This window comes from Curvibacter sp. GW821-FHT01G03, from assembly GCF_059422285.1.
This window is the reverse complement of sequence record NZ_JBWKWP010000006.1, coordinates 32,441-55,401: the sequence shown is the minus strand read 5'-3', so window position 1 is coordinate 55,401 and position 22,961 is coordinate 32,441. Positions and strand designations below refer to the sequence as shown.

Annotated in this window: 18 protein-coding genes; 10 read left to right on the top strand and 8 right to left on the bottom strand. The window is 69.0% G+C overall.

From position 1 onward, the window contains the following. Positions 1 to 5: 5 nt before the first annotated feature. From AC07VS_RS09705 to AC07VS_RS09675, 7 genes are all read right to left on the bottom strand, one after another. Entirely contained in the window at positions 6 to 1,346 is a 1,341-nt protein-coding gene (locus tag AC07VS_RS09705; protein WP_494750846.1) for a TolC family protein, read from the bottom strand. Further along, positions 1,343 to 1,696: a DUF3240 family protein gene (locus AC07VS_RS09700; RefSeq protein ID WP_492349486.1), complete on the bottom strand. Its 354-nt coding sequence runs from the start codon at positions 1,694 to 1,696 to the stop codon at positions 1,343 to 1,345. Before AC07VS_RS09700 ends, AC07VS_RS09705 begins: the two co-directional genes overlap by 4 nt. Further along, complete coding sequence (locus AC07VS_RS09695) at positions 1,693 to 4,788, bottom strand: efflux RND transporter permease subunit (RefSeq protein WP_494750845.1); 3,096 nt, start codon at positions 4,786 to 4,788, stop codon at positions 1,693 to 1,695. The genes AC07VS_RS09700 and AC07VS_RS09695 overlap by 4 nt, the downstream gene beginning before the upstream one ends. Further along, positions 4,788 to 5,981, bottom strand: a complete 1,194-nt coding sequence (locus AC07VS_RS09690; protein ID WP_492349488.1) for an efflux RND transporter periplasmic adaptor subunit — start codon at positions 5,979 to 5,981, stop codon at positions 4,788 to 4,790. Before AC07VS_RS09690 ends, AC07VS_RS09695 begins: the two co-directional genes overlap by 1 nt. A gap of 100 nt (positions 5,982 to 6,081) precedes the next feature. Continuing rightward, on the bottom strand, positions 6,082 to 7,491 hold the full coding sequence (locus tag AC07VS_RS09685) for a sensor histidine kinase (protein WP_492349489.1): 1,410 nt from the start codon (positions 7,489 to 7,491) through the stop codon (positions 6,082 to 6,084). Between the two features lie 5 nt (positions 7,492 to 7,496). After that, positions 7,497 to 8,168, bottom strand: a complete 672-nt coding sequence (locus AC07VS_RS09680) for a response regulator (RefSeq protein WP_494655886.1) — start codon at positions 8,166 to 8,168, stop codon at positions 7,497 to 7,499. Positions 8,169 to 8,246: 78 nt separating this feature from the next. Further along, positions 8,247 to 9,344, bottom strand: a complete 1,098-nt coding sequence (locus tag AC07VS_RS09675; protein WP_492349491.1) for an alkene reductase — start codon at positions 9,342 to 9,344, stop codon at positions 8,247 to 8,249. 218 nt (positions 9,345 to 9,562) lie between these two features. Between AC07VS_RS09675 and AC07VS_RS09670 the strand changes: the two genes are divergently transcribed. From AC07VS_RS09670 to AC07VS_RS09660, 3 genes are all read left to right on the top strand, one after another. Beyond that, a complete protein-coding gene (locus AC07VS_RS09670; protein WP_492349492.1) occupies positions 9,563 to 10,783 on the top strand; it encodes a YbfB/YjiJ family MFS transporter in 1,221 nt (406 codons plus the stop codon). 112 nt (positions 10,784 to 10,895) lie between these two features. Then, entirely contained in the window at positions 10,896 to 12,062 is a 1,167-nt protein-coding gene (locus tag AC07VS_RS09665) for an HD domain-containing phosphohydrolase (RefSeq protein WP_494655887.1), read from the top strand. 3 nt (positions 12,063 to 12,065) lie between these two features. Then, positions 12,066 to 15,812, top strand: coding sequence for a PAS domain-containing hybrid sensor histidine kinase/response regulator (locus AC07VS_RS09660; RefSeq protein WP_494750844.1), 3,747 nt, complete (start codon positions 12,066 to 12,068; stop codon positions 15,810 to 15,812). Positions 15,813 to 15,826: 14 nt separating this feature from the next. Here the strand turns inward: AC07VS_RS09660 and AC07VS_RS09655 are convergent, their stop codons facing one another. Further along, entirely contained in the window at positions 15,827 to 16,153 is a 327-nt protein-coding gene (locus AC07VS_RS09655; RefSeq protein WP_494750843.1) for a YkgJ family cysteine cluster protein, read from the bottom strand. Positions 16,154 to 16,405: 252 nt separating this feature from the next. Here AC07VS_RS09655 and mnmG point away from each other — a divergent pair, with 252 nt between their 5' ends. The 7 genes from mnmG (at position 16,406) to AC07VS_RS09620 (ending at position 22,885) form a co-directional block, all read left to right on the top strand. Then, the gene (mnmG, locus tag AC07VS_RS09650) at positions 16,406 to 18,403 is read left to right on the top strand and encodes a tRNA uridine-5-carboxymethylaminomethyl(34) synthesis enzyme MnmG (RefSeq protein WP_494750842.1); all 1,998 of its coding nucleotides are present in this window, start codon (positions 16,406 to 16,408) and stop codon (positions 18,401 to 18,403) included. Further along, positions 18,400 to 19,056, top strand: a complete 657-nt coding sequence (rsmG, locus tag AC07VS_RS09645; RefSeq protein ID WP_494750841.1) for a 16S rRNA (guanine(527)-N(7))-methyltransferase RsmG — start codon at positions 18,400 to 18,402, stop codon at positions 19,054 to 19,056. Before mnmG ends, rsmG begins: the two co-directional genes overlap by 4 nt. Positions 19,057 to 19,139: 83 nt before the next feature. Next, positions 19,140 to 19,754: a LysE family transporter gene (locus tag AC07VS_RS09640; RefSeq protein ID WP_492349498.1), complete on the top strand. Its 615-nt coding sequence runs from the start codon at positions 19,140 to 19,142 to the stop codon at positions 19,752 to 19,754. 29 nt (positions 19,755 to 19,783) lie between these two features. Further along, entirely contained in the window at positions 19,784 to 20,554 is a 771-nt protein-coding gene (locus tag AC07VS_RS09635) for a ParA family protein (RefSeq protein ID WP_492349499.1), read from the top strand. Between the two features lie 16 nt (positions 20,555 to 20,570). Then, a complete protein-coding gene (locus tag AC07VS_RS09630) occupies positions 20,571 to 21,134 on the top strand; it encodes an RBBP9/YdeN family alpha/beta hydrolase (RefSeq protein WP_492349500.1) in 564 nt (187 codons plus the stop codon). A gap of 40 nt (positions 21,135 to 21,174) precedes the next feature. Further along, positions 21,175 to 22,116: a ParB/RepB/Spo0J family partition protein gene (locus AC07VS_RS09625; RefSeq protein ID WP_494750840.1), complete on the top strand. Its 942-nt coding sequence runs from the start codon at positions 21,175 to 21,177 to the stop codon at positions 22,114 to 22,116. A 16-nt stretch (positions 22,117 to 22,132) separates the two neighbouring features. Continuing rightward, positions 22,133 to 22,885 (top strand): class I SAM-dependent methyltransferase, encoded by a 753-nt coding sequence (locus AC07VS_RS09620; protein ID WP_494655893.1) that lies wholly within the window; start codon positions 22,133 to 22,135, stop codon positions 22,883 to 22,885. The last annotated feature ends 76 nt before the right edge of the window (positions 22,886 to 22,961 follow it).

Below are 22,961 nucleotides of genomic sequence, written 5' to 3'. Positions count from 1 at the left end.
CTGACTCAACCGCCGTGCCCGGGCGGCGTCCACATCTGGTGGGCGTCCAGCAGCAGGCGGCTCTGGCTTTCCAGGATGTCCAGTCGGGCCGCGTCGGCATTCAGCCGGGCCTCCAGGGCCAGCCGGCGGGCCTGCAGGGCGTCGCCCAGCGGCAATTCACCCAGGCTGTAGGCCCGCCCGGCCAGGCGGGCGCTCTGGTCCATGCGTTGCCAGGCGGCCTCCAGTGCCTGCCAGCTGGCTTCACCTTCCACCGCATTGATGGCCACGCGCCAGGCTTCCGAGCCCACGCGCTGGCGCACCTCGTCCACCTTCTGGCGGGCCATCTCGGCCAGGGCCAGGGCGGTCTGCTCGTCGGCCCGGCGCCCGGCGCCGCCCCAGGGCAGCGACACATACACGCCCAGCACCTGCTCCTGGCCGCCGCGCTCGCGCGAGGCGCGCACGCCCAGCACCGGGTCGCCCTGCCGGTCCAGCCCGGCCCGGCGGGCCACCAGTTCGGCGTGGCGCGCCTGGGCTTCGGCCAGTTCCAGCTCGTGGTTGTCGGAGAGCACCCGCTCTACCCACTGCTGGGCGGTCTCAGCCAGCCCGGCAGGCGCGGGCAGACCGCTGGAGGTCGGCTCCAGCCCGGCTTGCACATCGGGGTAGCGCAAGCGCAGGTCGGCTTGAAGGGCGCGCAGCCGGGTGCCCGATTGCTGGGCTGCGGCCTGGGCCCGGCCCACATCGGCCTCGGCCTGCAGCAGCTCCAGCCGGGCGGCCTCGCCCGCTTGCAGGCGCCGCTGTGCCACCAAGCGTTGTTGCTCGGCCAGGGCCACCTGCTCGCGCAGGACCTGCAGGGTGCGGGCTTCGCGCAGCGCGTCGAACCAGGCCTTGAGCAGGGCGCGGGCAGATTCGTGCCAGGTGTCTTCAAACGCCAGCATCCCGACCTCGGCCTCATTGCGGCCCAGGGCCTGATCGGCATCGAGTTTGGCCGGTAGGCGCAGGCCGCGTTCCAGGGCCAGTTCGGTTTCGCGGTAGCGCGGCCCAGGCATTTCACGGCGTTGCTGCACGCCGGCCTTGAACGTCCACTCGTGCGGGCCGGCGTTCAGCCGGGCCTGCCGCCCGGCGGCGGCATCGACGTTGGCGCGCGCCGCCTGCACCATGGGCTGGCGCAGCAGCATGGCGCGCACGCGCTCTTCGGGGGGCAGCACGTTCTGCAGTCGGCCAGCCCAGGGCAGGGGCACCCGCTCCAGCGTGGCGGCGGGGTCGGTGTGGGCCGGGCCTGGCGGCGTGTCGGCGAAGGCCGGCAGGCTCAGTGCGGTACACAGGGCCAGCACCAGCAGGCGTGGGGGGCTGATGGATGCGCGTGTCATGCCAGCCTCCCGTGTTGCAACAGCGGTGCAGTCCACCAACTGATGTCGGGGTGGGGCACGCTGGCCTGCAAGGCCTGGATCAGGGCCGGCACCGTGCTCGCGGCCAGCACGGTCAGCACCAGGGTGCGCCGGGCCCGGCCCTTCACCTGCTCCATGGCACTGGGCAGGTCCACGCCGGCGCCCAGGCTGTGGCCTTGCAGCACGGTGTAGGGGCCGGGGTGTTCGGGCAGGGCCTGCAAGGCGTCGAGCAGGGTTTCCTCCAGGGCCTGGGGCAGCGACAGCGTCAGCAGGCACATCGGCACGGAAGAGGGTGCTGTCAGCAGGGGGGCAGAAAGGGTTTCAGGGCTCATGCGGGGGCCTGGCGCGAGGGCCGGTGAAAGTGACGGTACAGCAGTGGCAGCAGGAACAGGGTCAGCACCGTGGCGCTGAACAGCCCGCCCATGACCACGATGGCCAGGGGGCGCTGGATCTCCGAGCCCGGTCCGGTGGCCAGCAGCAGGGGCACCAGGCCCAGGCCGGTGATGCTGGCGGTCATGAGCACGGGGCGCAGGCGGCGCAGGCAACCCTGGCGCACCACCTCGTCGATCGGCAGGTGGCGTTCGGCGAGCTGGTTGAAGCAGGTCACCAGCACCAGGCCGTTGAGCACGGCAATGCCCATCAGCGCGATGAAGCCCACCGAGGCCGGCACCGAAAGATACTCACCGGTAGCGCCGAGGGCATACACACCACCGACCAGGGCAAAGGGGATGTTGGCAAACACCAGCAGGGCCTGGCGCAATTGGCCCAGGGTGGCGAACAGCACCAGCAGGATCAGGGCCAGGGCCACCGGCACCACCACGCTCAGGCGGGCCGCCGCGCGTTGCTGGTTCTCGAACTGGCCACCCCAGGCCAGCAGGTAGCCGGGGGGCAGCTTGACCTCGCGTGCCACCGCGGCCTTGGCGTCGTCCACAAAGCCGACCAGATCACGGTCACGCACATTGGCGCGCACCACGGACATGCGCATGGATTTTTCGCGGTCGATCTTCACCGGGCCATCCACCACGCGGATGTCGGCCACCTGGCTCAGGGGCACCGAGGCGCCGTCGGGCAGGGGCAGGCGCAGCTGGGCAAACTGCTCGGGGGCCATGCGCAGCGCATCGCTGCCGCGGATCATCAACGGCACGCGCCGGATGCCCTGCACCACGGTGCCGCTGCGCCGACCTTCGAGCAGGGCGCGCAGATCGTTCTGCACCTGCTCGACGGACAGGCCCAGGCGGCCCACGGCGGCCCGGTCGATGGCCACGCTGAGGTACTGCACGCCCTCGTTCTGCGCGGTGATCACGTCTTCGCTGCCGGGCACGCCCTGCACCACCTGCACCACCTGCGTGGCCAGGCGGGCCAGCTCCTGTGGGTCGGGGCCGAACACCTTGATGGCCAGATCACCGCGCACACCTGACAGCATCTCGGAGGTGCGCATCTCGATGGGCTGGGTGAAGCTGAGGTTGATGCCGGGCACCGGAGCCACCGCTTCGCGCAGGGCATCGATCAGCGCGTCCTTGCTGGCAAAGCGCCAGCTGTCGCGGGGCTTGAGCACCAGGAAGGTGTCGGTGTCGTTGAAGCCCATGGGGTCCAGGCCCAGTTCGTCGGCACCCACCCGGGCCACGATGCCCGAGACCTCGGGCACGGCCTTCAGGACGCGGCGCTGCAGCTCCAGGTCGGTGGCACTCGACGAGTCCAGCGAGATCGACGGCAGCTTTTCGATCTGCAGGATCACGTCACCCTCATCGAGCGAAGGCATGAACGATTTGCCCAGCAGCGGAAACACCGCCAGCGCGCCAGCCAGGGCCAGCACCGAGCCCAGCACCACGCTCTTGCCGTGGCCCAGTGCCCAGTCGAGCATCGGGGTGTAGAGCGCCTCCAGTCGCCGCACCAGCCAGGGGGCCTGGTGGGGTTTGTGCCCGGGCTGGGGCAGGCGCAGCAGCCACGAGGCCAGTGCCGGGATCACGGTCAGCGACAGCAGCAGGGAGGCCCCCAGCGCGAACACGATGGTCAGGGCCACAGGGCTGAACAGCTTGCCCTCCAGGCCCTGCAGCGTGAGCAGGGGCAGGAACACGATCATGATGATGGCCACGCCCGCGCCCACCGGCTGCGCGACCTCGACGGTGGCACGGTAGACATGGTGCCGGTTGGGCAGGGCCAGGGCCGGCCCATGCAGGCTGCTCTGGCGAGCCTCGATGTTCTCGACCACCACCACCGCGGCATCCACCAGCATGCCGATGGCGATCGCCAGGCCGCCCAGCGACATCAGGTTGGCCGACAGGCCCCACTGCTGCATCAGCACAAAGGTGGCCAGGGCCGACAGCGGCAGGATCAGGGCCACCACCAGCGCGGCGCGCAGGTTGCCCAGGAACAGCAGCAGCAGGATCAGCACCAGCACGATGGCTTCGCCCAGGGCCTTGGTGACGGTGCCCACGGCACGATCGACCAGTTGGCCACGGTCGTAGAAGGGCACGATGGTGATGCCCGGTGGCAGGGTGGGGCCCAGGGCATCCAGGGTGGCGCGCACCTCGCGCACCAGCTGGCGGGCATTGGCGCCGCGCAGGCCCAGCACCAGGCCCTGCACGGTTTCGCCGGTGCCGTTGCGTGTCACGGCACCGTAGCGGGCCAGCTCGCCCAGGCGCACGGTGGCCAGGTCGCCGACGCGCACCGACTGGCCGTCACGCGCCGTGATGGCGATGGCGCGCACATCGTCCAGGCTGCGGATGCTGCCCTCGCTGCGCACCAGCAGTGATTCTTCGCCGGCCTGCAGGCGGCCCGCGCCGTCGTTGCGGTTGTTGCCCTCCAGGGCGGTTTGCAACTGGCTCAGCGCGATGTGGCGGGCCGACAGGGCCGCCATGTCGGGCACCACCTCGAAGGTCTGCACCATGCCGCCCAGCGAGTTGACATCGGCCACGCCGTTGATGCCACGCAGGCGTGGGCGGATCAGGGTGTCCAGCACGATGCGGCGCTCGGCCAGGCTGGCCTCGCCCTCCAGCGTGAACATGAACATCTCGCCCAGCGGGGTGGTGATGGGGGCCAGTCCGCCACCGATGCCCGGGGGCAGTTCGCCCATCACGCCGTTCAGCCGTTCACTGACCTGCTGGCGCGCCCAGTAGATGTCGGTGCCATCGGCAAAGTCGAGGGTGATGTCGGCAATCGCGTACTTGCTGCTGGAGCGCAGCATGACTTGCTTGGGAATGCCCAGCAGCTCTTGTTCGAGCGGGGCCACGATGCGGGACTCGACCTCGGCCGGCGTCATGCCGGGGGCTTTCAGGATGATCTTGACCTGGGTGCTCGACACATCCGGAAAGGCGTCGATCGGCAGGTCACGCAGGGCCAGCAGGCCGGCGCCGATCAGGCCCAGGGTCAGTACCAGGGTGAACAGGCGCTGCGACAGCGCCAGGGCAATCAGACGGGCCAGCATCATTTGGCCTTGGTCGGGGTGGTGGGCGCTTCTGCCGGTGCACCTTCAAGGCCCAGCCCCTGCCACAGGCCCTTCAGGGCTGCGGTGCCTTGCACCACCACTTCGTCGCCGGCCTTCAGGCCGCTGAGCACGGTGATCTGCGTGCCCCCGGCAGCGCCGGTGCGCACGGCCACGGGTTCGTAGCCCTGGGCCCGTTTCACGAACACATGGGGCTGGCCTTCATGCTGCACCAGGGCGGCGGTGGGCACGCTGATGGCGCCGCTGGCCGGCAGCGTCGCAGCCGCGTGCAGTTGCACGAACTGGTTCACGCGCAGGCAGTTCTCGCTGCCGCTGAAATCGGCACGCAACAGTGCGGCCTGACTGGCGCTGCTGACCTGGGGCGTGATGGCGGCCAGGCGGGCCGGGGTCTTGCAGCCGTCGACCTTCAGGGCGTCACCCACCTTGAGCCAGCCCAGTTGCTGCTGGCTGGCCTGCACCTCGATGCTGAGCAGGCCGGCGCGCGCGAGCTTGGCCACCGGCATGCCGGCGTCCAGGCGCTGGCCCGGGGTGGCCGAGAGTTCCAGCACGGTACCGCTGGCGGGGGCCACCAGGGTGAGGCTGGCGTCGAGTGCCGGGTGTTTGAGTTGCTGGGCCGACACGCCGGCCAGGCGCAGCGCCTGGCTGCGCTCGTCCAGCGTGACCTGGGCCATGCGGGCCTGGCCGCGGGTTTCGCGCAGGCGTTGCTCGGCGATGATGCCCTCGGCAAACAGTTGCTCGTCACGTTGCAGGCGTTCGCGCGCCAACTGGGCCTGGGTGTCGGCCTGCAGCCAGTCGCGCTGCCATTCCACCAGTTGCGGGCTGAGCAGTCGGGCCACTGGCGTGCCGGCGCGCACGCTCTGGCCGGGGCTGACCAACACGGCCTGGACCACGCCAGCCACCGGGGCGCTGACCAGGTCGGTGGCCTGGCTGGGCAGCATCACCGTGCCTTGCAACACCAGGTTGGCGCCGGTGTTGGCGGCGCTGGCCGTCTGGGCGGGCTGGGTGCGCAGTTGGGCGGCCTCGGCCTGGGCCGGGCTGAGCTTGAGCAGTTCTGCGGCCTGAGACGGCACCCCCGCCAACAGGCCCAGGGTGAGGCCGGCAGCCAGGGTGTGCCGCGAGCGCAGGGTTCGCAGAGCGGGCTGGGTGGCCCGCAGGAAGGAGTGGCGGAGGTTCATGGGCATATTCTGGAGCGAGCTTCCGAGCCTAGGGCCTGCACCTTAATGTTTCATGAATGAAAGGCTGGAGCCCTCCGGCGGAGGCCCCGTTTTGAAGCGGTCAAGCCCCCTGGGCAGGCCGCAACGCCAGGGTCACGCACAGGCCCGGGTGGGCAGCATCGGTGTGCCCGGGGGCGGGCGACTGCAGACTCAGCCGGCCACCCTGGCGTTCGATGATGGTGCTGACGATGGACAGGCCCAGGCCGTAGCCGGGTTGCGGGGTGCTGCGCGATGGCGTGCCTTCTTGCTGGTGGCGCTGCAGCAGGTCGGCCTGGCGCTCGGGCGGAATGCCCGGGCCGCAGTCGCTCACACTGAGTTGGGCCGGCAGGTGCACGCCCAGCACGATGGGGCCTTGGGGCGCATGGCGGGCGGCGTTCTCAAGCAGGTTGCGCAGGGCGATGGCCAGGGCGTCGAAGTCGCCCAGGGCCTCGGGTTCGCCGTGTTCGGGCAACTGCAGTTGCAGCCGGTTGAGCAGGGCCGGGTCGGCCCAGAACTCCTGCGCCACGGCGGCGGCCAGGCGGGTCAGGGGCACACGCTCGCGGGCCAGGGCGGCGCCTGATTCGGCGCGCGACATCTGCAGCAGCTTCTCGGTGCGCCGGCTCAGTTGGGCCAGCGAGTCCAGGGCATGCTGCAGTTCGCGCTGCACCACCTCGGTGGGTTCCTGGCCGAGCAGGGCCTGCACCCCTTGCAGGCGCAGCCGGGTGGTGGCCAGCGGGGTGCGCAGCTCGTGGGCGGCGTTGGCCGCCAGGGCGCGCTCGGTGTCCAGGGCCCCCGACAGGCGCTGCAGCAGGTGGTTGCTGCGCTCGGTGATCACGGTCAGTTCGGCGGGCAGGCCGGCGCTGGACAGCGGGCTCAGGTTGCGGTCGCTGCGCTCGCGGATCTGATCGGCCAGTGCGCCCACGCTGGCCAGTTCGCGCTGGGTGATGTGGCGGATCAGCAGGGCCAGAAAAGGCAGCAGGCCCAGCAAAGGCAGCAGCAGCGACAGCACGACATCGATCTGGGTGTGCTGGCGGTGCTGCAGTGCGTCGGCCACATGGATGCGGGCCTGGCGGGTCGGGTGGGTCAGGCTGAACACGCGCCACGGGCCCTGCTCGGAAAAGCCGTAGCGCACCTCGGGGGCCAGCACCTCGGTGGGCGCGTCGGCAGAGCGCAGCAGCAGGCGCCCTTCGGGGCTGGTGATCTGGTAGATCAGGTGGTGCGGTGCCAGGTGCAGCGGAAAGCTGCTCGAGCGCGGCGGCGGTGCCTCGCCCAGCACCGGGCTGGCGCCGTGTTCATCGATCTCGTGGCTGACCAGGTCGAGCAGGCGCCAGGCGCTTTCGCTGAGGGCGCTGTCGTACACATCGTTGACCTCGGTGCGCACGTACCAGGTGGTGCCGACCGCCGTCATCAGCCACAGCGCACACACCCACAGCACCAGGCTGCGGCTCAGTCGGGCCGACAGGCTGGTGGGGGGGCGGGCCGGGGTGGGCATGGGTTTCAGGCCGGGTCGCCGGCCAGGCGGTAGCCCAGGCCGCGCAGGGTCTGGATGCGCTCGCGGCCGATCTTGCGACGCAGGTTGCTGATGAACACCTCCAGGGTGTTGCTGTCGGTGTCGTCGTCAAAGCCGTACAGGGCATCGAGCAGGCTTTCGCGGCTGTGGATGCGTTCAGGGCGGCTGGCCATCACACGCAGCAGCGCCCATTCCTTGGCCGTGAGTTCCACCGGCTGGCCGTTGACGCGCACGCGGTCGCGCGCCAGGTCCACGCTCAGGGCGCCCAGGGTGAGGGTGGCGCCCTGGCCGCTGGCGCCGCCACGGCGGCGCTCAACCGCGCGAAGCCGGGCCAGCAGTTCTTCCGGGTCGAACGGTTTGACCAGGTAGTCATCGGCCCCGGCATCCAGGCCCCGGATGCGGTCGGTGATCTGGTCACGGGCCGTCAGCACGATGACGCTGCTGTCGGCATGTTGGCGTTGCAGCAGGGGCAACAGGCCAAGCCCGTCGCCGTCGGGCAGGTGCAAGTCCAGCAGCACCGCGCCCCAGTGCGCCGCCGGCAAGGTGGCGCGGGCCTGGGCCAGCGTGCCGGCCGTGTCGACCACGAAGCCCTTGGCGCGCAGAAAGCTGACCAGGGCCTCGCTCAGCTGGGGGTCGTCTTCAATCAGCAGGATTCTCATGGGGCTCTCGCGGGGCTCTGGTGGGTGCGGGCCCGATGTTAGCCCGGGCCGGGGGCCGGACCGGCGGCTGGCGCTGGATCAGAGCGTGGGGTAGTCGAGGTAGCCGGCCTCGCCGCCGCCGTAATAGGTGGCGCGGTGGCCTTCGTTGAAGGGCCCATTGCGGCGCAGGCGCTCCACCAGGTCGGGGTTGGCGATGAAGGGGCGGCCAAAGGCCACGATGTCGGCGCCAGCGGCCACGGCCGCATCGGCCAGCTCACGGGTGTAGCCGTTGTTCACCATCCAGGCGCCCTGGCCACCCGCGTTGCGGTAGGCGGCCTTGGCGGCGGTGTAGTCGAAGGGCCGGTCGGGCAGGGTGCGCGCACCGCCGGTGGCACCTTCGATCACGTGCACATAGGCCAGGCCGCAAGGGGCGAGTTGGCGCAGCACGTACTCGAACAAGGGCTGCGGGTCGGCATCGATCACGTCGTTGGCCGGCGTGACCGGCGACAGGCGGATGCCGGTCTTGTCGCCACCGATCTCCGCGCTGATGGCGGCCACCACTTCGAGCAGCAGGCGGGCGCGGTTCTCGATCGAGCCGCCATAGGCGTCGCTGCGGTGGTTGCTGCCGGTCTTGAGGAACTGGTCGATCAGGTAGCCGTTGGCGGCATGGATCTCGACCCCGTCAAAGCCCGCCGTGATGGCGGCGCGGGCGGCGCGTCGGTAGTCCTCGATGATGCCGGGCAGCTCGCCCAGTTCGAGGGCGCGCGGGGTGGAGGTTTCGACAAAGCCGGGCACGCCGTCCTTGATCAGCACGGTCTTGGTGTTGGCGCGGATGGCCGATGGCGCCACCGGGGCGGCGTTGCCGGGCTGCAGGTCGGTGTGCGAGACGCGGCCCACATGCCACAGCTGCACCACGATCTGGCCGCCCTGCGCGTGCACGGCCGCCGTGACCTTCTTCCAGCCCTCGATCTGGTCCTCGCCATACAGGCCGGGCACGTCGGCATAGCCCTGGCCCTGGTGGCTGATGGCGGTGGCCTCGGTGATCAGCAGACCGGCGCTGGCCCGCTGGGCGTAGTAGGTGGCCGTGATGGCTGCCGGCACGGCGCCCGGGGCGCGGTTGCGCGTGAGCGGTGCCATGGCGATGCGGTTGGCGAGTTTCAGGCTGCCGGCCTGGACGGGTTCGAACAGAGAGCTCATGGTGTTCCTGAAAAAGGGTCGGGACGGGAGGGGCGCAAAACAGTGGGCACAGCGTAGCGCCCCCGCAATGGGCTTGCTTGCGCAAGATCATGCGTTTTATGCCAGAGCCGGCCCTGACACCGGTCCGGTGGGTCACCCCCGCGACCCGGTGCCGTTCCTGCAGTGAGCCGCTGGCGCGCTTACAGTGGCGTCATAACAAATAGCCGGAGACAACACCCATGCCGCGTTCCACCCTGAGCGCTCCCGCGGCCCTGCCCGCCACCTTGCTGGCCCTGGCGCTGTCGCTGGGGGCGGCAGTTTCGCTGGGCATCACCCGCTTTGCCTACGGTCTGCTGCTGCCCACCATGCGCGAGGACCTGGGCTGGTCGTATGCGCTGGCCGGCGCCATGAACACGGCCAATGCCCTGGGCTACCTGATCGGGGCGCTGGCCACGCCCTGGCTGCTGCGTCGCCAGGGGCCCGAACGGGTGTTGCTGGGCGGTGCGGTGCTGGCCAGTCTGTTCATGGCCTGCAGCGGGTTTTTCACCGAGGCGGGGCCCTTGCTGGTCCAGCGCCTGCTGGCCGGTGCGGCCAGTGCGCTGGTGTTCATCGCAGGCGGCCTGATGGCCGCCCGCCTGGGGGCCTTGCAGCCCGGGCGTTCGGGCTGGTTGCTGGGCCTGTATTACGGCGGCACCGGCTGGGGCATCGCGCTGTCGGCCTGGCTGGTGCCCGAGGCCTTGCAGCAGGCCGTGCATGAGGCCCATGCCTGGCGCTGGGCCTGGTGGGCGCTGGCCGCGGCCAGCCTGCTGGCCAGTGCGGCGCTGTGGTGGCCGGCACGGCGCCTGGCGGCCTTGCTGCCGCCGGCCTCCGTGGGCAACACGGGGCGGGGCTTTGACCTGCGACCGCTGTGGCCGGCCCTGGCCGGCTACACGGCCTTTGGCGTGGGCTACATCGGCTACATGACTTTTGTGGTGGCCTTGTTGCGTGAGCAGGGCGTGGCGCCTGAACGCATCACCCTGTTCTATGCCCTGTTGGGCGGGGCGGTGCTGGCCTCGGCGCGGCTCTGGGCTGGTTTGCTGGAGCGCGCGCGGGGTGGGGGCGCGCTGGCTTTTCTGAATGCCTTGCTGGGGCTGGCCGCCCTGTTGCCGGCCCTGAGCCACTGGTGGCCGGCGCTGTTGCTGTCAGGGCTGATGTTTGGCGGGGTGTTTCTGTCGGTGGTGGCCTCGACCACGGCGCTGGTGCGCCACAACCTGCCGGCCTCGCGCTGGGCGGCCGGCATCAGTGCCTTCACCATCGTGTTTGCGGCCGGGCAGATCGTGGGGCCGACGGCGGTGGGCTGGATTGCCGACGGGCCCGGCGGTCTGGTGCGTGGCCTGGTGTTTTCGGCACTGGCCTTGTGGGTGGGGGCCTTGCTGGCTTGGCGCCAGCGGCCCCTGGGCGCGGTGGTGCCGGAGGCCTGAATCCGTGATCTGCGCCATGCTTGGATGGATCGGGGGCTAGGGCTACAAGGGCTTTGCAGACTATAAGCAGACGCCCATAATGGCCTGAAAAATCCATCAGGGGGATACCTTCATGCCAGCGCGCGATCCGTGCGACACCCGGCCCGTGGTGCTCGTCGTCGATGATTTGCCCGACAACCTCACCGTGCTGGGCGATCTCTTGCAGGCTCACTACCGGGTGCGGGTGGCGAACTCGGGCCTGGCGGCCCTGCGTCTGGCGGCCTCCGCGCCTCGGCCGGATCTGATTCTTCTGGACGTGATGATGCCCGGCATGGATGGCCTGGAGGTGTTGCGCCGCCTTCAGTCCGACCCGCAGACCCAGGACATCCCGGTGTTGTTCGTGACCGCCATGGACGACACCGCCGACGAGGCCCAGGGCCTGGCCCTGGGCGCGCTGGACTACATCACCAAGCCGCTGCGTCCGCCCGTGGTGATGGCCCGCGTCAAGACCCAGCTGGAGCTCAAGCGTGCCCGGGACCTGCTCAGCGACCGCAATGCCAGCCTGGAGGCCGAGGTGGCCCGGCGCATGGCCGAGAACCAGCGCATCCAGCACATCAGCATCCACGCCCTGGCCCGGCTGGCCGAAACCCGCGACCCCGAGACCGGCAACCACCTGCTGCGCACCCAGGGTTACATGCGCCTGCTGGCCACGCAACTGGCCTTGCATCCACGCCATGCCCGCGATCTGGATGCCGACACCATCGAGCGCTTTGCCAAGTCGGCGCCGCTGCACGACATCGGCAAAGTGGGCATTCCGGACCACGTGCTGCTCAAGCCCGGCAAGCTCACGCCCGAGGAATGGCAGCTCATGAAGACCCACGCGCTGCTGGGCGCCCAGGCCATCGAGCGGGCGGAGCAGGACCTGATGGACGAGGGCGGCCCACCCATCGATTTTCTGGCCTGCGCCAAGCAGATTGCCCGGCATCACCACGAGCGCTGGGACGGCAGCGGTTACCCCGACGGCCTGGCCGGCGAGGCGATCCCGCTGGCGGCGCGCCTGATGGCCCTGGCCGACGTGTTCGATGCCCTGATCTCGCGCCGGGTGTACAAGCCGCCGTTTGCCTTCGAGGTGGCGCGCGACATGATCCTGGCCGAGGCCGGGCGCCATTTCGACCCCGACGTGGCGGCGGCCTTTGCCCAGCGATTTGCCGATTTCTGTGTTGTGGCCGAGCGCCATGCCGATACCGAGGACGCGGTGGTTGCCAAGTACCAGTCTTTGGGCGGGGTTTTGCTGGATTGATGCATGGCGCTCCCAGGCTCCCCCATCCGCTACCCGGTGCCCCGGCGAGTCGTGCTGGCCGGGCTGGGCGCGGTGTTGATCTGCCTGTCGATGGCCGGCCTGCATGGGCACCAGCAACAGCGTCTGGCGGCAGCCCAGCGGCAGATGCAGACCCTGGCCCAGGCGGGAGAGGATCTGCATCAGGGCTTTTTGCACCTGATGCTGGCCAGCGACGAGGCCTCACCGTGGCAGCGCTCGCGCGGTGAGGCCCTGCTGACGGAGGCCCTGAACGGCTATACCGCCACCGCCGTGGCGCCGGTGCTGGAGCGGGCCGGTGTGCTTGAATTGCCACGCGATCTGGCCGAGTTCCGTCGCCAGGCGCTGGCCTTGAATGGCCTGCCTGCCGATTCCCGGCAGGCCCTGTCGCTGCGAACGATGTTGCATCACCTGGATGTCGGGGTGGCTGCTGTGAACCGGCAATTGCAACAGGACAGCGAAGCCTTGTCACAGCGCCTGAACCTGGCTTTTGATGCCGGCCTGCTGGCCGCCTTGCTGCTGTTGCTGGGGGCTTGCGTGGCCATCTACCGGGCCGAGCGGGCGCGCAGCGGCTTGTTGCAGCGCCTGCACGACAGCGAATCGGTGTATCGGACCATGGTGTCGTCGCTGACCGAGGGGGTGATGGTGTTCGCACCCGATGGCCGGATTCGCACCTGCAACCCGTCGGCGGAACGCATCCTGGGCCTGTCCCTGCAGGACATGCAGCAGCGCTTTCCCCACCCGCGGGATTGGCAGGCTCGCCGCGAAGACGGCCACATCCTGGCCCCCGAAGACCTGCCGTTGGCCCGGGTGCTGCGCGACGGGCAGGCGGTGCACCAGTGCCTGCTGGGCCACCCGGATGGACAGGGCTCGATGCTGTGGCTGAGCGTCAACGCCGAGCCCCTGCGCGACCCTGCCACCCAGGCCTTGCAAGGGGTGCTGGTGTCATTCACCGATGTGACCGAGAGCCGGGCCGTGGCGGCCGAACTGGCGCGCCACCGTGAGCACCTGGCTACGCTGGTCGAGGCCCGCACGCAGGCCCTGGAGCAGGCCGTGCAGGCCCGCTTGGCCAGCGAGACCCGGGCCCAGGTCGTGACCGACAACCAGCCCGCGCTGGTGGCCTACTGGGACCGCAGCCTGCGCCTGCGCTTTGCCAACCAGGCCTACCTGGACTGGTTCGGTCAGTGTGCCGAGCAGGTGCTGGGCCGCACGGTGAGCGAGGTGCTGGGCGAGGCCTTCTTCCAGCGCCAGTTGCCCTTCATCGAGCGAATTTTGCAAGGTGAAACGCTGACCGATGACTACGACATGCCCGGGCAGGCCGGGCAGTCGGCCCACTTTCTGGTCAAGCGCCTGCCCGACTGGCAGAACGGGGTGGTGCAGGGCTATTACTTCTTTGCCACCAATGTGCAGGCCCTGAAAGACGCCGAGGCGCGGCAGCGGGAGTTGGTGGTCGGTCTGCGCGAGGCCGAGCAACTGCTGCGCCTGGTGGCCGACAACATCCCGGGCCGGGTGGCTTACTGGGGGCGCGATCTGCGTTGCCGCTTTGTCAACAAAGGCTACCTGGATTGGTTCGGGCTGCGCGAGGAGCAGGTGACGGGCCGCAGCATGGAAGAAATTTTTGGCCCGGCCCGCCTGCAGACCTTCGGTCGTCAGGTGCAGGGCGCCCTGGCGGGTGAGGCGCAGCGCTTTGAGCGCGAAGAGCTCAGTGCCCGCGGCACGCATGCGGTGACCCTGTTGCATTACACGCCCGACTGGCGCGAGGGCGAGGTGCGTGGCTTTTTCGTGCTGGCCACCGACATCACCCGCTCCAAGCAGGCCGAGCAGCGCCTGCTGGAGCTCAATGAAGAGCTGGGGCTCGCGCGCGACCGGGCCGAGTCGGCGGCACGGGCCAAGGGGGCTTTTCTGGCCAACATGAGCCATGAGATCCGCACCCCCATGAACGCCATCATGGGTCTGACCTACCTGCTGCGGCGCGATCTGAGCGACCCCTCGGCGCGCGAGCGCCTGATCAAGATCGACGATGCGGCCCACCACCTGCTGAGTTTGATCAATGACATCCTGGACCTGTCCAAGATCGAGGCCGGCAAGCTGAGCCTGGAGTCGATCGACTTTGCGCTGGACACCATGCTGGCGCGCACCTGTGCCCTGGTGATGGAGACAGCCCGCGAGAAAGGCCTGGAGCTGGTGCTGGACACCGACCACCTGCCGCGCACCCTGCGGGGCGACCCGACCCGCCTGTCGCAGGCCTTGCTGAACCTGCTGAGCAATGCGGTGAAGTTCACCGAGCGCGGCTTGGTGCTGCTGCGGGCCCGGCTGCAGCCCGGGGCCCCGGCGGGCGCGCTGCGGGTGCGCTTTGAGGTGCGGGACACCGGCATCGGCATTCCGGCCGACCGCCTGCCCCACATGTTCAGCGCCTTCGAGCAGGCCGATGCCTCGACCACACGGCGCTTTGGGGGCACGGGTCTGGGCCTGACCATCACACGCCACCTGGTGCAGCTGATGGGGGGCGATGCCGGGGTGGAGAGCGAGCCGGGGCGGGGCAGCTGCTTTTGGGTGACCGTGCTGCTGCAAGAAGCCGAAAACCCGGCCCGCCCGCCCTCGGTGCAGCCATTGGCGGGTTTGCGCGCTTTGCTGGTGGACGACCTGCCCGAGGCGCGTGAGGCCCTGGCAGACATGCTGAACCAGTTGGGTCTGCGCACCGATGTGGCGGATTCGGGTCCGCAGGCACTGGCCCGGGTGGCCCAGGCCGAGCAGGCCGGCGACCCCTACACCTTGGTGTTGCTGGATTGGTTGATGCCTGGCCTGAATGGCCTGGACACTGTGCGGGCCCTGCGTGCAGCCCACCCCGAGGGGCAGGGGCCGGCCTGTCTGCTGGTCAGCGCCAGCGTCGATGCCCAGCTGCGCGCCGAGGCCGCCACCCTGGGGGTGCCCATGGTGCTGGAGAAGCCCGTGTCCTATTCGTCGCTGCTGGACTGCCTGCTGCTGTTGGTCAGCCGCGTGCGCGAAGCCGTGCAGGCCGTGCCGGCGCAGTGGGTGGCCGGGCAGGGGCCCGAGCACCGCTTTGACGGCGCGCATGTGTTGCTGGTGGAGGACAACCCGATCAACCGCGAGGTGGCCAGCGAGCTGCTGAGTTCGGTCGGGCTGCGGGTGAGCTGCGCCGAGTCGGGCCAGCGTGCATTGGATCAGGTGCGTGCCGATTTGCCCGTGCTGCCGGACCTGGTGCTGATGGACCTGCAGATGCCGGGCATGGATGGCCTGGAGGCCACGCGGCAGTTGCGGGCCTTGCCGGGGTGCGCCCGTTTGCCCATTGTGGCCATGACAGCCAATGCCTTTGCCGAGGTGCGATCCAACTGCCTGGCGGCCGGCATGAACGACTTTGTGGCCAAGCCGGTGGACCCGCCCGCCCTGTATGCCGCCCTGACCCGCTGGCTGCACCAGGCAGGGAGTGACGTGGCTCGGTCGCAGGCGCCTCTGGACGACCTCATGGCCTCGCCGTCGCTGGTTGAGGCGGCAGGGCTGTCGTGCCCGTCGCTGACCGCCGAGGCGCTGGATGCGCTGGAGCTGGCCTTGATCGAGGCCGGCTTTGAAGCCCATGAACTGCTGCGGCCCCTGTTGGCGGAGCTGACCGAGGTGTCGGCCGAGCTGGCGGGGCGTCTGGAGCTGAGCGTGCGCCGCTATGAGCACGAGCTGGGTTTGCGCCTGCTGCGCGAGTTGCGACAACGCCTGGGGCGTTGAGACCAGGGGCTTGATCAGGGCCCAGGGCGGGTCAATGCTTCGAGTTCGGCCAAGCCTTGCAGAGCGGACTCTCGGCTGTCACGGCACATCTCATGGCTGGGTTGCAACTGGCCGCACACGGCCGGGCGATCCGGGTGGCCGAAGATCTGGCAGCGCTCCTGAGGGTCGAGCTGGATGCAGCGAACCCCGGCCGGCTTGCCCTTCGGCATGCCCGGGATAGGGCTGGAAATGGACGGGGCGGTGCAGCAGGCGCCACAGCCTGGACGGCAATCGGGGCGCCCAGGCCGATCGGGCGGGTGGGGCAGGGGGCTTGGTTTCACGTGAAACACGGGCTGATTCATGGGCGCCATTGTGATGCTTGTTGTGAGGTTGGCTGGGTCAGCTTGAATGGGGTGGGGGTGCCGCTGGCGCGCGGTGGCGCACGGGCTCGCAGAGGCGGTGTTGCGGTCTTTGGCCACGGCAGGTGCGCGGGTGGGGCGCGCCCGTTAAAATCTCGCCTCCCGGGGCGTTGGCCCCCCGGCCTGGCGCCCACGGCGCTGGGGTCTTGTTTGGCCACCTCTGTCTGCGGCTTCAACAGGCCCGTTTTCACCACCATGCTTTACCCACAAGAATTCGACGTCATCGTCGTTGGCGGCGGTCATGCCGGCACCGAGGCCGCTCTGGCCGCGGCCCGCATGGGCTGCAAGACCTTGCTGCTCTCGCACAACATCGAAACCCTGGGGCAAATGAGTTGCAACCCCTCGATCGGGGGCATCGGCAAGGGCCACCTGGTGAAAGAGGTCGATGCCCTGGGCGGTGCCATGGGCATCGCCACCGACGAGTCGGGCATCCAGTTTCGCATCCTCAACAGCTCCAAGGGGCCGGCCGTGCGGGCCACCCGGGCCCAGGCCGACCGCATTCTGTACAAGGCGGCGATCCGCCACCGGCTGGAAAACCAGGCCAATCTGTGGCTGTTCCAGCAGGCGGTGGATGACCTGATGGTGGAGGGCGACCGCGTGGTGGGCGCCGTCACCCAGGTGGGCATCCGCTTCCGTTCGCGCACCGTGGTGCTCACGGCGGGCACCTTCCTGGATGGCAAGATCCACGTCGGCCTGAACAACTACTCGGCCGGCCGGGCCGGTGACCCGCCTGCGGTCAGCTTGTCGGCGCGTCTCAAGGAGCTGAAGCTGCCCCAGGGCCGCCTCAAGACCGGCACCCCGCCGCGCATCGATGGGCGCAGCATCGACTTCTCCAAGTGCACTGAACAGCCCGGCGATGGCATGCCTGGCGGGCTGCCAGGGGCCATCCCGGTGTTCAGCTTCATGGGGTCGGTGTCCATGCACCCGCAGCAGATGCCATGCTGGATCACCCACACCAATGAGCGCACGCACGAGGTCATCCGCAGCGGCTTTGACCGCAGCCCCATGTTCACCGGCAAGATCGAAGGCGTGGGCCCGCGCTACTGCCCCAGCGTGGAAGACAAGATCAACCGCTTTGCCGACAAGGACAGCCACCAGATCTTTCTGGAGCCCGAAGGCCTGAGCACCCACGAGTATTACCCCAACGGCATCAGCACCAGCTTGCCCTTTGACATCCAGTACGACTTGGTGCGCAGCATGGTGGGGCTGGAGAACGCCCACATCCTGCGCCCGGGCTATGCCATCGAGTACGACTACTTCGACCCTCGCGCCCTGAAGAGCAGCTTTGAGACCCGCCAGATCGGTGGCCTGTTCTTTGCCGGCCAGATCAACGGCACCACCGGCTACGAAGAGGCGGCGGCCCAGGGCTTGTTCGCCGGCATCAACGCGGCCCTGCAATGCCGTGGCGACGAGTCCTGGCTGCCGCGTCGCGACGAGGCTTACCTGGGGGTGTTGGTGGACGACCTGATCACCAAGGGCGTGACCGAACCCTACCGCATGTTCACCAGCCGGGCCGAGTTCCGGCTGCAGCTGCGCGAAGACAATGCCGACATGCGCCTGACCGAGGCGGGCCGGCGCCTGGGCCTGGTCGATGATGCGCGTTGGGCCGCCTTCAGTCGCAAGCTGGAAGCTGTTTCACGTGAAACAGAGCGCCTGCGCGGCACCTGGGTGAATCCGCGCAACCTGCCGGCGGCCGAATCCGAGCGGGTGTTGGGCAAGGCCATCGAGCACGAATACAACCTGGCCGACCTGCTGCGCCGCCCCGATGTGAGCTATGCAGCCCTGATGTCGCTGGACGGCGGCAAGTACCTGCCGGTGGCCAGCGAGACCCAGCCCGTGGTGGTGTCACGCGAAGCCCTGGGTGAGTTGTACGAACCCGTGGTGGAACAGATTGAGATCGCGGCCAAGTATTCGGGCTACATCGATCGCCAGCGCGACGAGGTGCAGCGCGCGGCCCACTACGAGAACCTCAAACTGCCACCCGACTTTGACTACATGCAGGTGGGGGCGTTGTCGATCGAGGTGCGCCAGAAGCTCAACAAGCATCGGCCGGAAACCCTGGGCCTGGCCTCGCGCATTTCGGGGGTGACCCCTGCGGCGATCTCGTTGCTGATGATTCACCTGAAAAAGGGCGGCTTCCGTGGCTTTGCCAACGAGGCTGCCCAGGCCGACGAAACGGCGGTGGCCCCATGAGCGCACGTGCTTTTGAAACCGAACTGCGGGCCGGCCTGCAGGCCCTGGGCCTGTCGCTGGACGATCAGCAGGTGGGCCGTTTGCTCGACTACATGGCTTTGATCCAGAAGTGGAACAAGGTCTACAACCTGACCTCGGTGCGCGACCCGGCCGAGATGCTGACCCACCACCTGCTCGACAGCCTGGCGGCGGTGCCGCCACTGCAGCGCCACCTGGCCGGCCTGGGGGAGGGCATGGCCCGCAAGCTGCTGGACGTGGGCTCGGGCGGCGGACTGCCGGGGGTGGTCTTTGCCATCTGCTGCCCGACGCTGTCGGTCAGCTGCGTGGACACGGTGGCCAAGAAGGCCGCCTTTGTGCAGCAGGTGGCGGCCGAGCTGCGCCTGGGCAATCTGCGTGGCGTGCATGCCCGGGTCGAGAACCTCAGCGGCCCCTTTGATGTGGTCAGCTGCCGGGCCTTTGCCTCGCTGCCCGATTTTGTGAACTGGTCACAGGCAGCCCTGGGCGAGGGCAGTGTCTGGCTGGCCATGAAGGCCAAGCACCCGGCGGATGAGCTGGCGGCCTTGCCGGCCGCTGTGCAGGTGTTTCACGTGGAACAGCTCAAGGTGCCCGGCTTGGAGGCCGAACGCTGCATCATCTGGATGAAGCCGGCCTGATCTGAGAAGGTCTGCACGTTCTGACATCTGGCGGGCAGGCCACTCGCGTAAACTCGGCCGCTCAGTGGGTGGAGGATCCAATCATGTTCGGTGTTGCAGATTACGGCGCTTTCGTGGCGGCCATCGTCCTGTTTTTGGCGATTCCGGGGCCGGGCAACCTGGCCTTGATCACCTCCACCGGCAAGGGTGGGCTGCGTGGCGGCATGGCCGCCACCCTGGGCGTGATCGCGGGTGACCAGGTGCTGATGTGGTTGGCGGTGGCCGGTGTGGCGGCCTTGCTGGCGGCCTGGCCGCCAGCTTTCCATGCGGTGCAGTGGCTGGGCGCCGCCTACCTGGCCTGGCTGGGTTTTCGCATGCTCACGGCCAAGCCGGGGTCGGCCCCGGTGCTGAACATCCGGCCGCGCCAGTATTTTCAACAAGCGGCGGCCATCACCTTGCTCAACCCCAAGGCCATCGTGTTTTACATGGCTTTCTTCCCACTGTTCGTGGACCCGGTGCACCACCAGGGTTTGCTGACCTTTGGCGTGATGGCGGCCACCATCGCAGCGCTGACCCTGGCCTATGGCGTGGTGGTGGTGCTGCTGACGCATTTTCTGGCCGAACGCCTGCGTGCCAACCCCGCGATTGCGCGTGGGCTGGAAAAGCTGGCCGGCGTGTTTCTGATCGGCTTTGGCCTGAAGCTGGCCTTTTCCAAATAACCCCTGACCCCTAGAACAAGAACGAATTCATGGCCAAGATTTTTTGCGTCGCCAATCAAAAAGGGGGGGTCGGCAAGACCACCTCGACCGTCAACCTGGCAGCCGGCCTGGCCAAGATCGGCCAGCGCGTGCTGATGATCGACCTGGACCCGCAGGGCAATGCCACCATGGGCTCGGGCGTGGACAAGCGCCAGCTCGAATTCACGGTGTACGACGTGTTGATCGAGTCGGCCTCGGTGGCCGAGGCCAAGGTGCGCGCCGAGGCCTGCGGCTATGACGTGCTGGGTGCCAACCGCGAGCTGGCCGGTGCCGAGGTCGAGCTGGTGCAGCTGGAGCGGCGTGAAAAGCGCCTCAAGACCGCCCTGGCCGCGGTCGATGCCGATTACGACTTCATGCTGATCGATTGCCCGCCTTCGCTGTCGATGCTGACCCTGAATGGCCTGTGCGCTGCCCACGGGGTGATCGTGCCCATGCAGTGCGAGTACTTTGCCCTGGAAGGCCTGACCGATCTGGTCAACACCATCAAGCAGGTGCATGCCAACCTCAACAAAGACCTGCAGATCATCGGCCTGCTGCGCGTGATGTTCGACCCCCGCATCACGCTGCAACAGCAGGTGAGCGAGCAGCTCAAGGGCCACTTTGCCGACAAGGTGTTCAACACCGTGATCCCGCGCAACGTGCGCCTGGCCGAGGCGCCCAGCTACGGGCTGCCCGGCGTGGTGTTCGACCCGCAGGCCAAGGGCAGCCAGGCCTTCGTCGAATTCGCCGAAGAAATGGTGCAGCGCATCAAAACCATGTGAACCCCGGAGGCGTTCGATGATTCAGGCTTCAGAGGTTCTTCTGCTGCCGGGCTGGCAGAACAGTGGCGCCGGCCATTGGCAGACGCTGTGGGAGCAGCAGCATGGCTTTGTGCGGGTGCAGCAGCACGACTGGATGCGCCCGCTGCGCGGTGACTGGAATGCCCGCCTCGAAGAAGTGCTGCTGGCCCAGCCCGGGCCGGTGTGGCTGGTGGCCCACAGCCTGGGCTGTGCCCTGGTGGCGGCCTGGGCGGCGCACTCGCGCAACACGGCCCGTGTGCGCGGGGCCTTGCTGGTGGCGCCGCCCGAGCTGGCGCGCGACGACCTGCGCGTGATGCTGCCCGGCTGGGCTCCGATGGCGCGCCAGCGCCTGCCCTTCCCGAGCGTGCTGGTGGCCAGCAGCAACGACCCCTACGCCAGCCTGGCCCATGCCCAGGGCCTGTCCCAGGCCTGGGGCAGCCGCCTGGTGGAGGCGGGCCCACGCGGGCACCTGAATGCCGAATCAGGCCTGGGCGACTGGCCCGAGGGGCTGGCCTTGCTGCAGTCCTTGTCAGCGCCCCTGCAACCCCCTCAGGCGCTTTGATGGGCCCTGAAATCCAAGTTCCAAGAAAGATCTGACCAAGATGGCGACCAAGAAACCCAAGGGCCTGGGCCGTGGACTCGAAGCCCTGCTGGGCCCCAAGGTGGACGAAGCTGCGACCGACGGCAATGTGCCTGCCGCCAACAGCGGCCAGCCGGCCACTCTGCAGCTGGACCAGCTGGTGCCCGGCGTCTACCAGCCGCGCACCCGCATGGACGAGGGGGCGCTGTACGAGCTGGCCGAAAGCATCAGGGCGCAGGGCATCATGCAGCCCATCCTGGTGCGCCGCCTGCACGCGGGTCCGAACGACGGCAAGTACGAAATCATTGCCGGTGAGCGCCGCTTCCGCGCCTCGCGCCTGGCCGGTCTGGACAGCGTGCCGGTGCTGATCCGCGAGGTGCCCGACGAGGCGGCCGCGGCCATGGCGCTGATCGAGAACATCCAGCGCGAAGACCTCAACCCACTCGAAGAAGCCCAGGGCCTGCAGCGCCTGGTGAAAGAGTTCGGCCTGACCCACGAGCAGGCCGCCCAGGCGGTGGGCCGCTCGCGCAGCGCGGCCTCCAACCTGTTGCGCCTGCTGAACCTGGCCGAGCCAGTGCAGACCATGCTGATGGCCGGCGATCTGGACATGGGCCACGCGCGCTCGCTGCTGTCGCTCGACCGGGCCACCCAGATCACCGCCGCCAACCAGATCGTGGCCAAGAAGCTGTCGGTGCGTGAGGCTGAGGGCCTGGTCAAGAAGATCAGCGCCGAATTCAGCCTGACCTCGCCCAAACCGACCAAGAAAGACAAGTCGCGTGACCTCAAGCGGGTGGAGGAGGAACTCTCCGACCTGCTGACCGCGGCGGTGGAGGTGCGGGTGAAGAAGCGCGTCAAGCGTGCTGGCCGCACCGAGGAAATGGGCGAACTGGCCATCCAGTTCGGTTCGCTGGAAGAACTCAACGGCCTGATCGACCGCTTGCGCGGCAGCTCCGCGGGGGCTTGATGCGCAGCTCGAACCCATGAGCACCGTGCCCGGCCGCCGCCCACCTGCCCGGCTGCGCCTGCCCTGGCCCTTGCCGGCATTGCTGGTCTGGGCCGCGGCCTGGGGCTTGTTTGCCGTGCTGGCGCAGGCCGGGGTGGGTGTGCTGCTGGCCCTGGGCAGTGCCGCGGCGCTGGGCGCCCTGGGCAGCGTGCTGGGGCCCAACTGGTGGCGTCGCTTCATGATCGCGCTGGGCTTTCCCCTGTCGTTGCTGGTGTCGGGCGCTGTCACGCTGCCAGCTTGGGTGTGGCTGCTGCCGCTGGGCCTGGTGCTGCTGGTCTACCCCATCAATGCCTGGCGCGATGCGCCGATCTTCCCCACCCCCCGGGGCGCCTTGCTGGGGTTGCCCCAGGCGATCGCCTTGCCTGCGGGTGCGGCGGTGCTGGACGCGGGCTGTGGCCTGGGCGACGGTCTGCGGGCCCTGCGCCGGGCCTGGCCCGAGGCGGTGCTGCACGGCCTGGAGTGGAGTTGGCCGCTGCGCCTGCTGTGCGCCTTGCGCTGCCCCTGGGCCCAGGTGCGGCGCGGTGACATCTGGCGTGAATCCTGGGCGCCGTACCAACTGGTCTATGTGTTCCAGCGCCCCGAGAGCATGGCGCGCGCCCTGGCCAAGGCCCAGGCCGAGATGGCCCCGGGCAGCTGGCTGGTGAGCCTGGAGTTCGAGGTGCTGGAGCAGCCCCACCAGGCCCGACTGATGGCCCCCGACGGGCGTCCGGTCTGGATCTACCAGCTCTGAAGGGGGGCTGATCCGGCTTTCACCTGGCGCCGGGGCAACCTATCATCGAGCGCTGGCGACCCGCCAGCCCACCGCG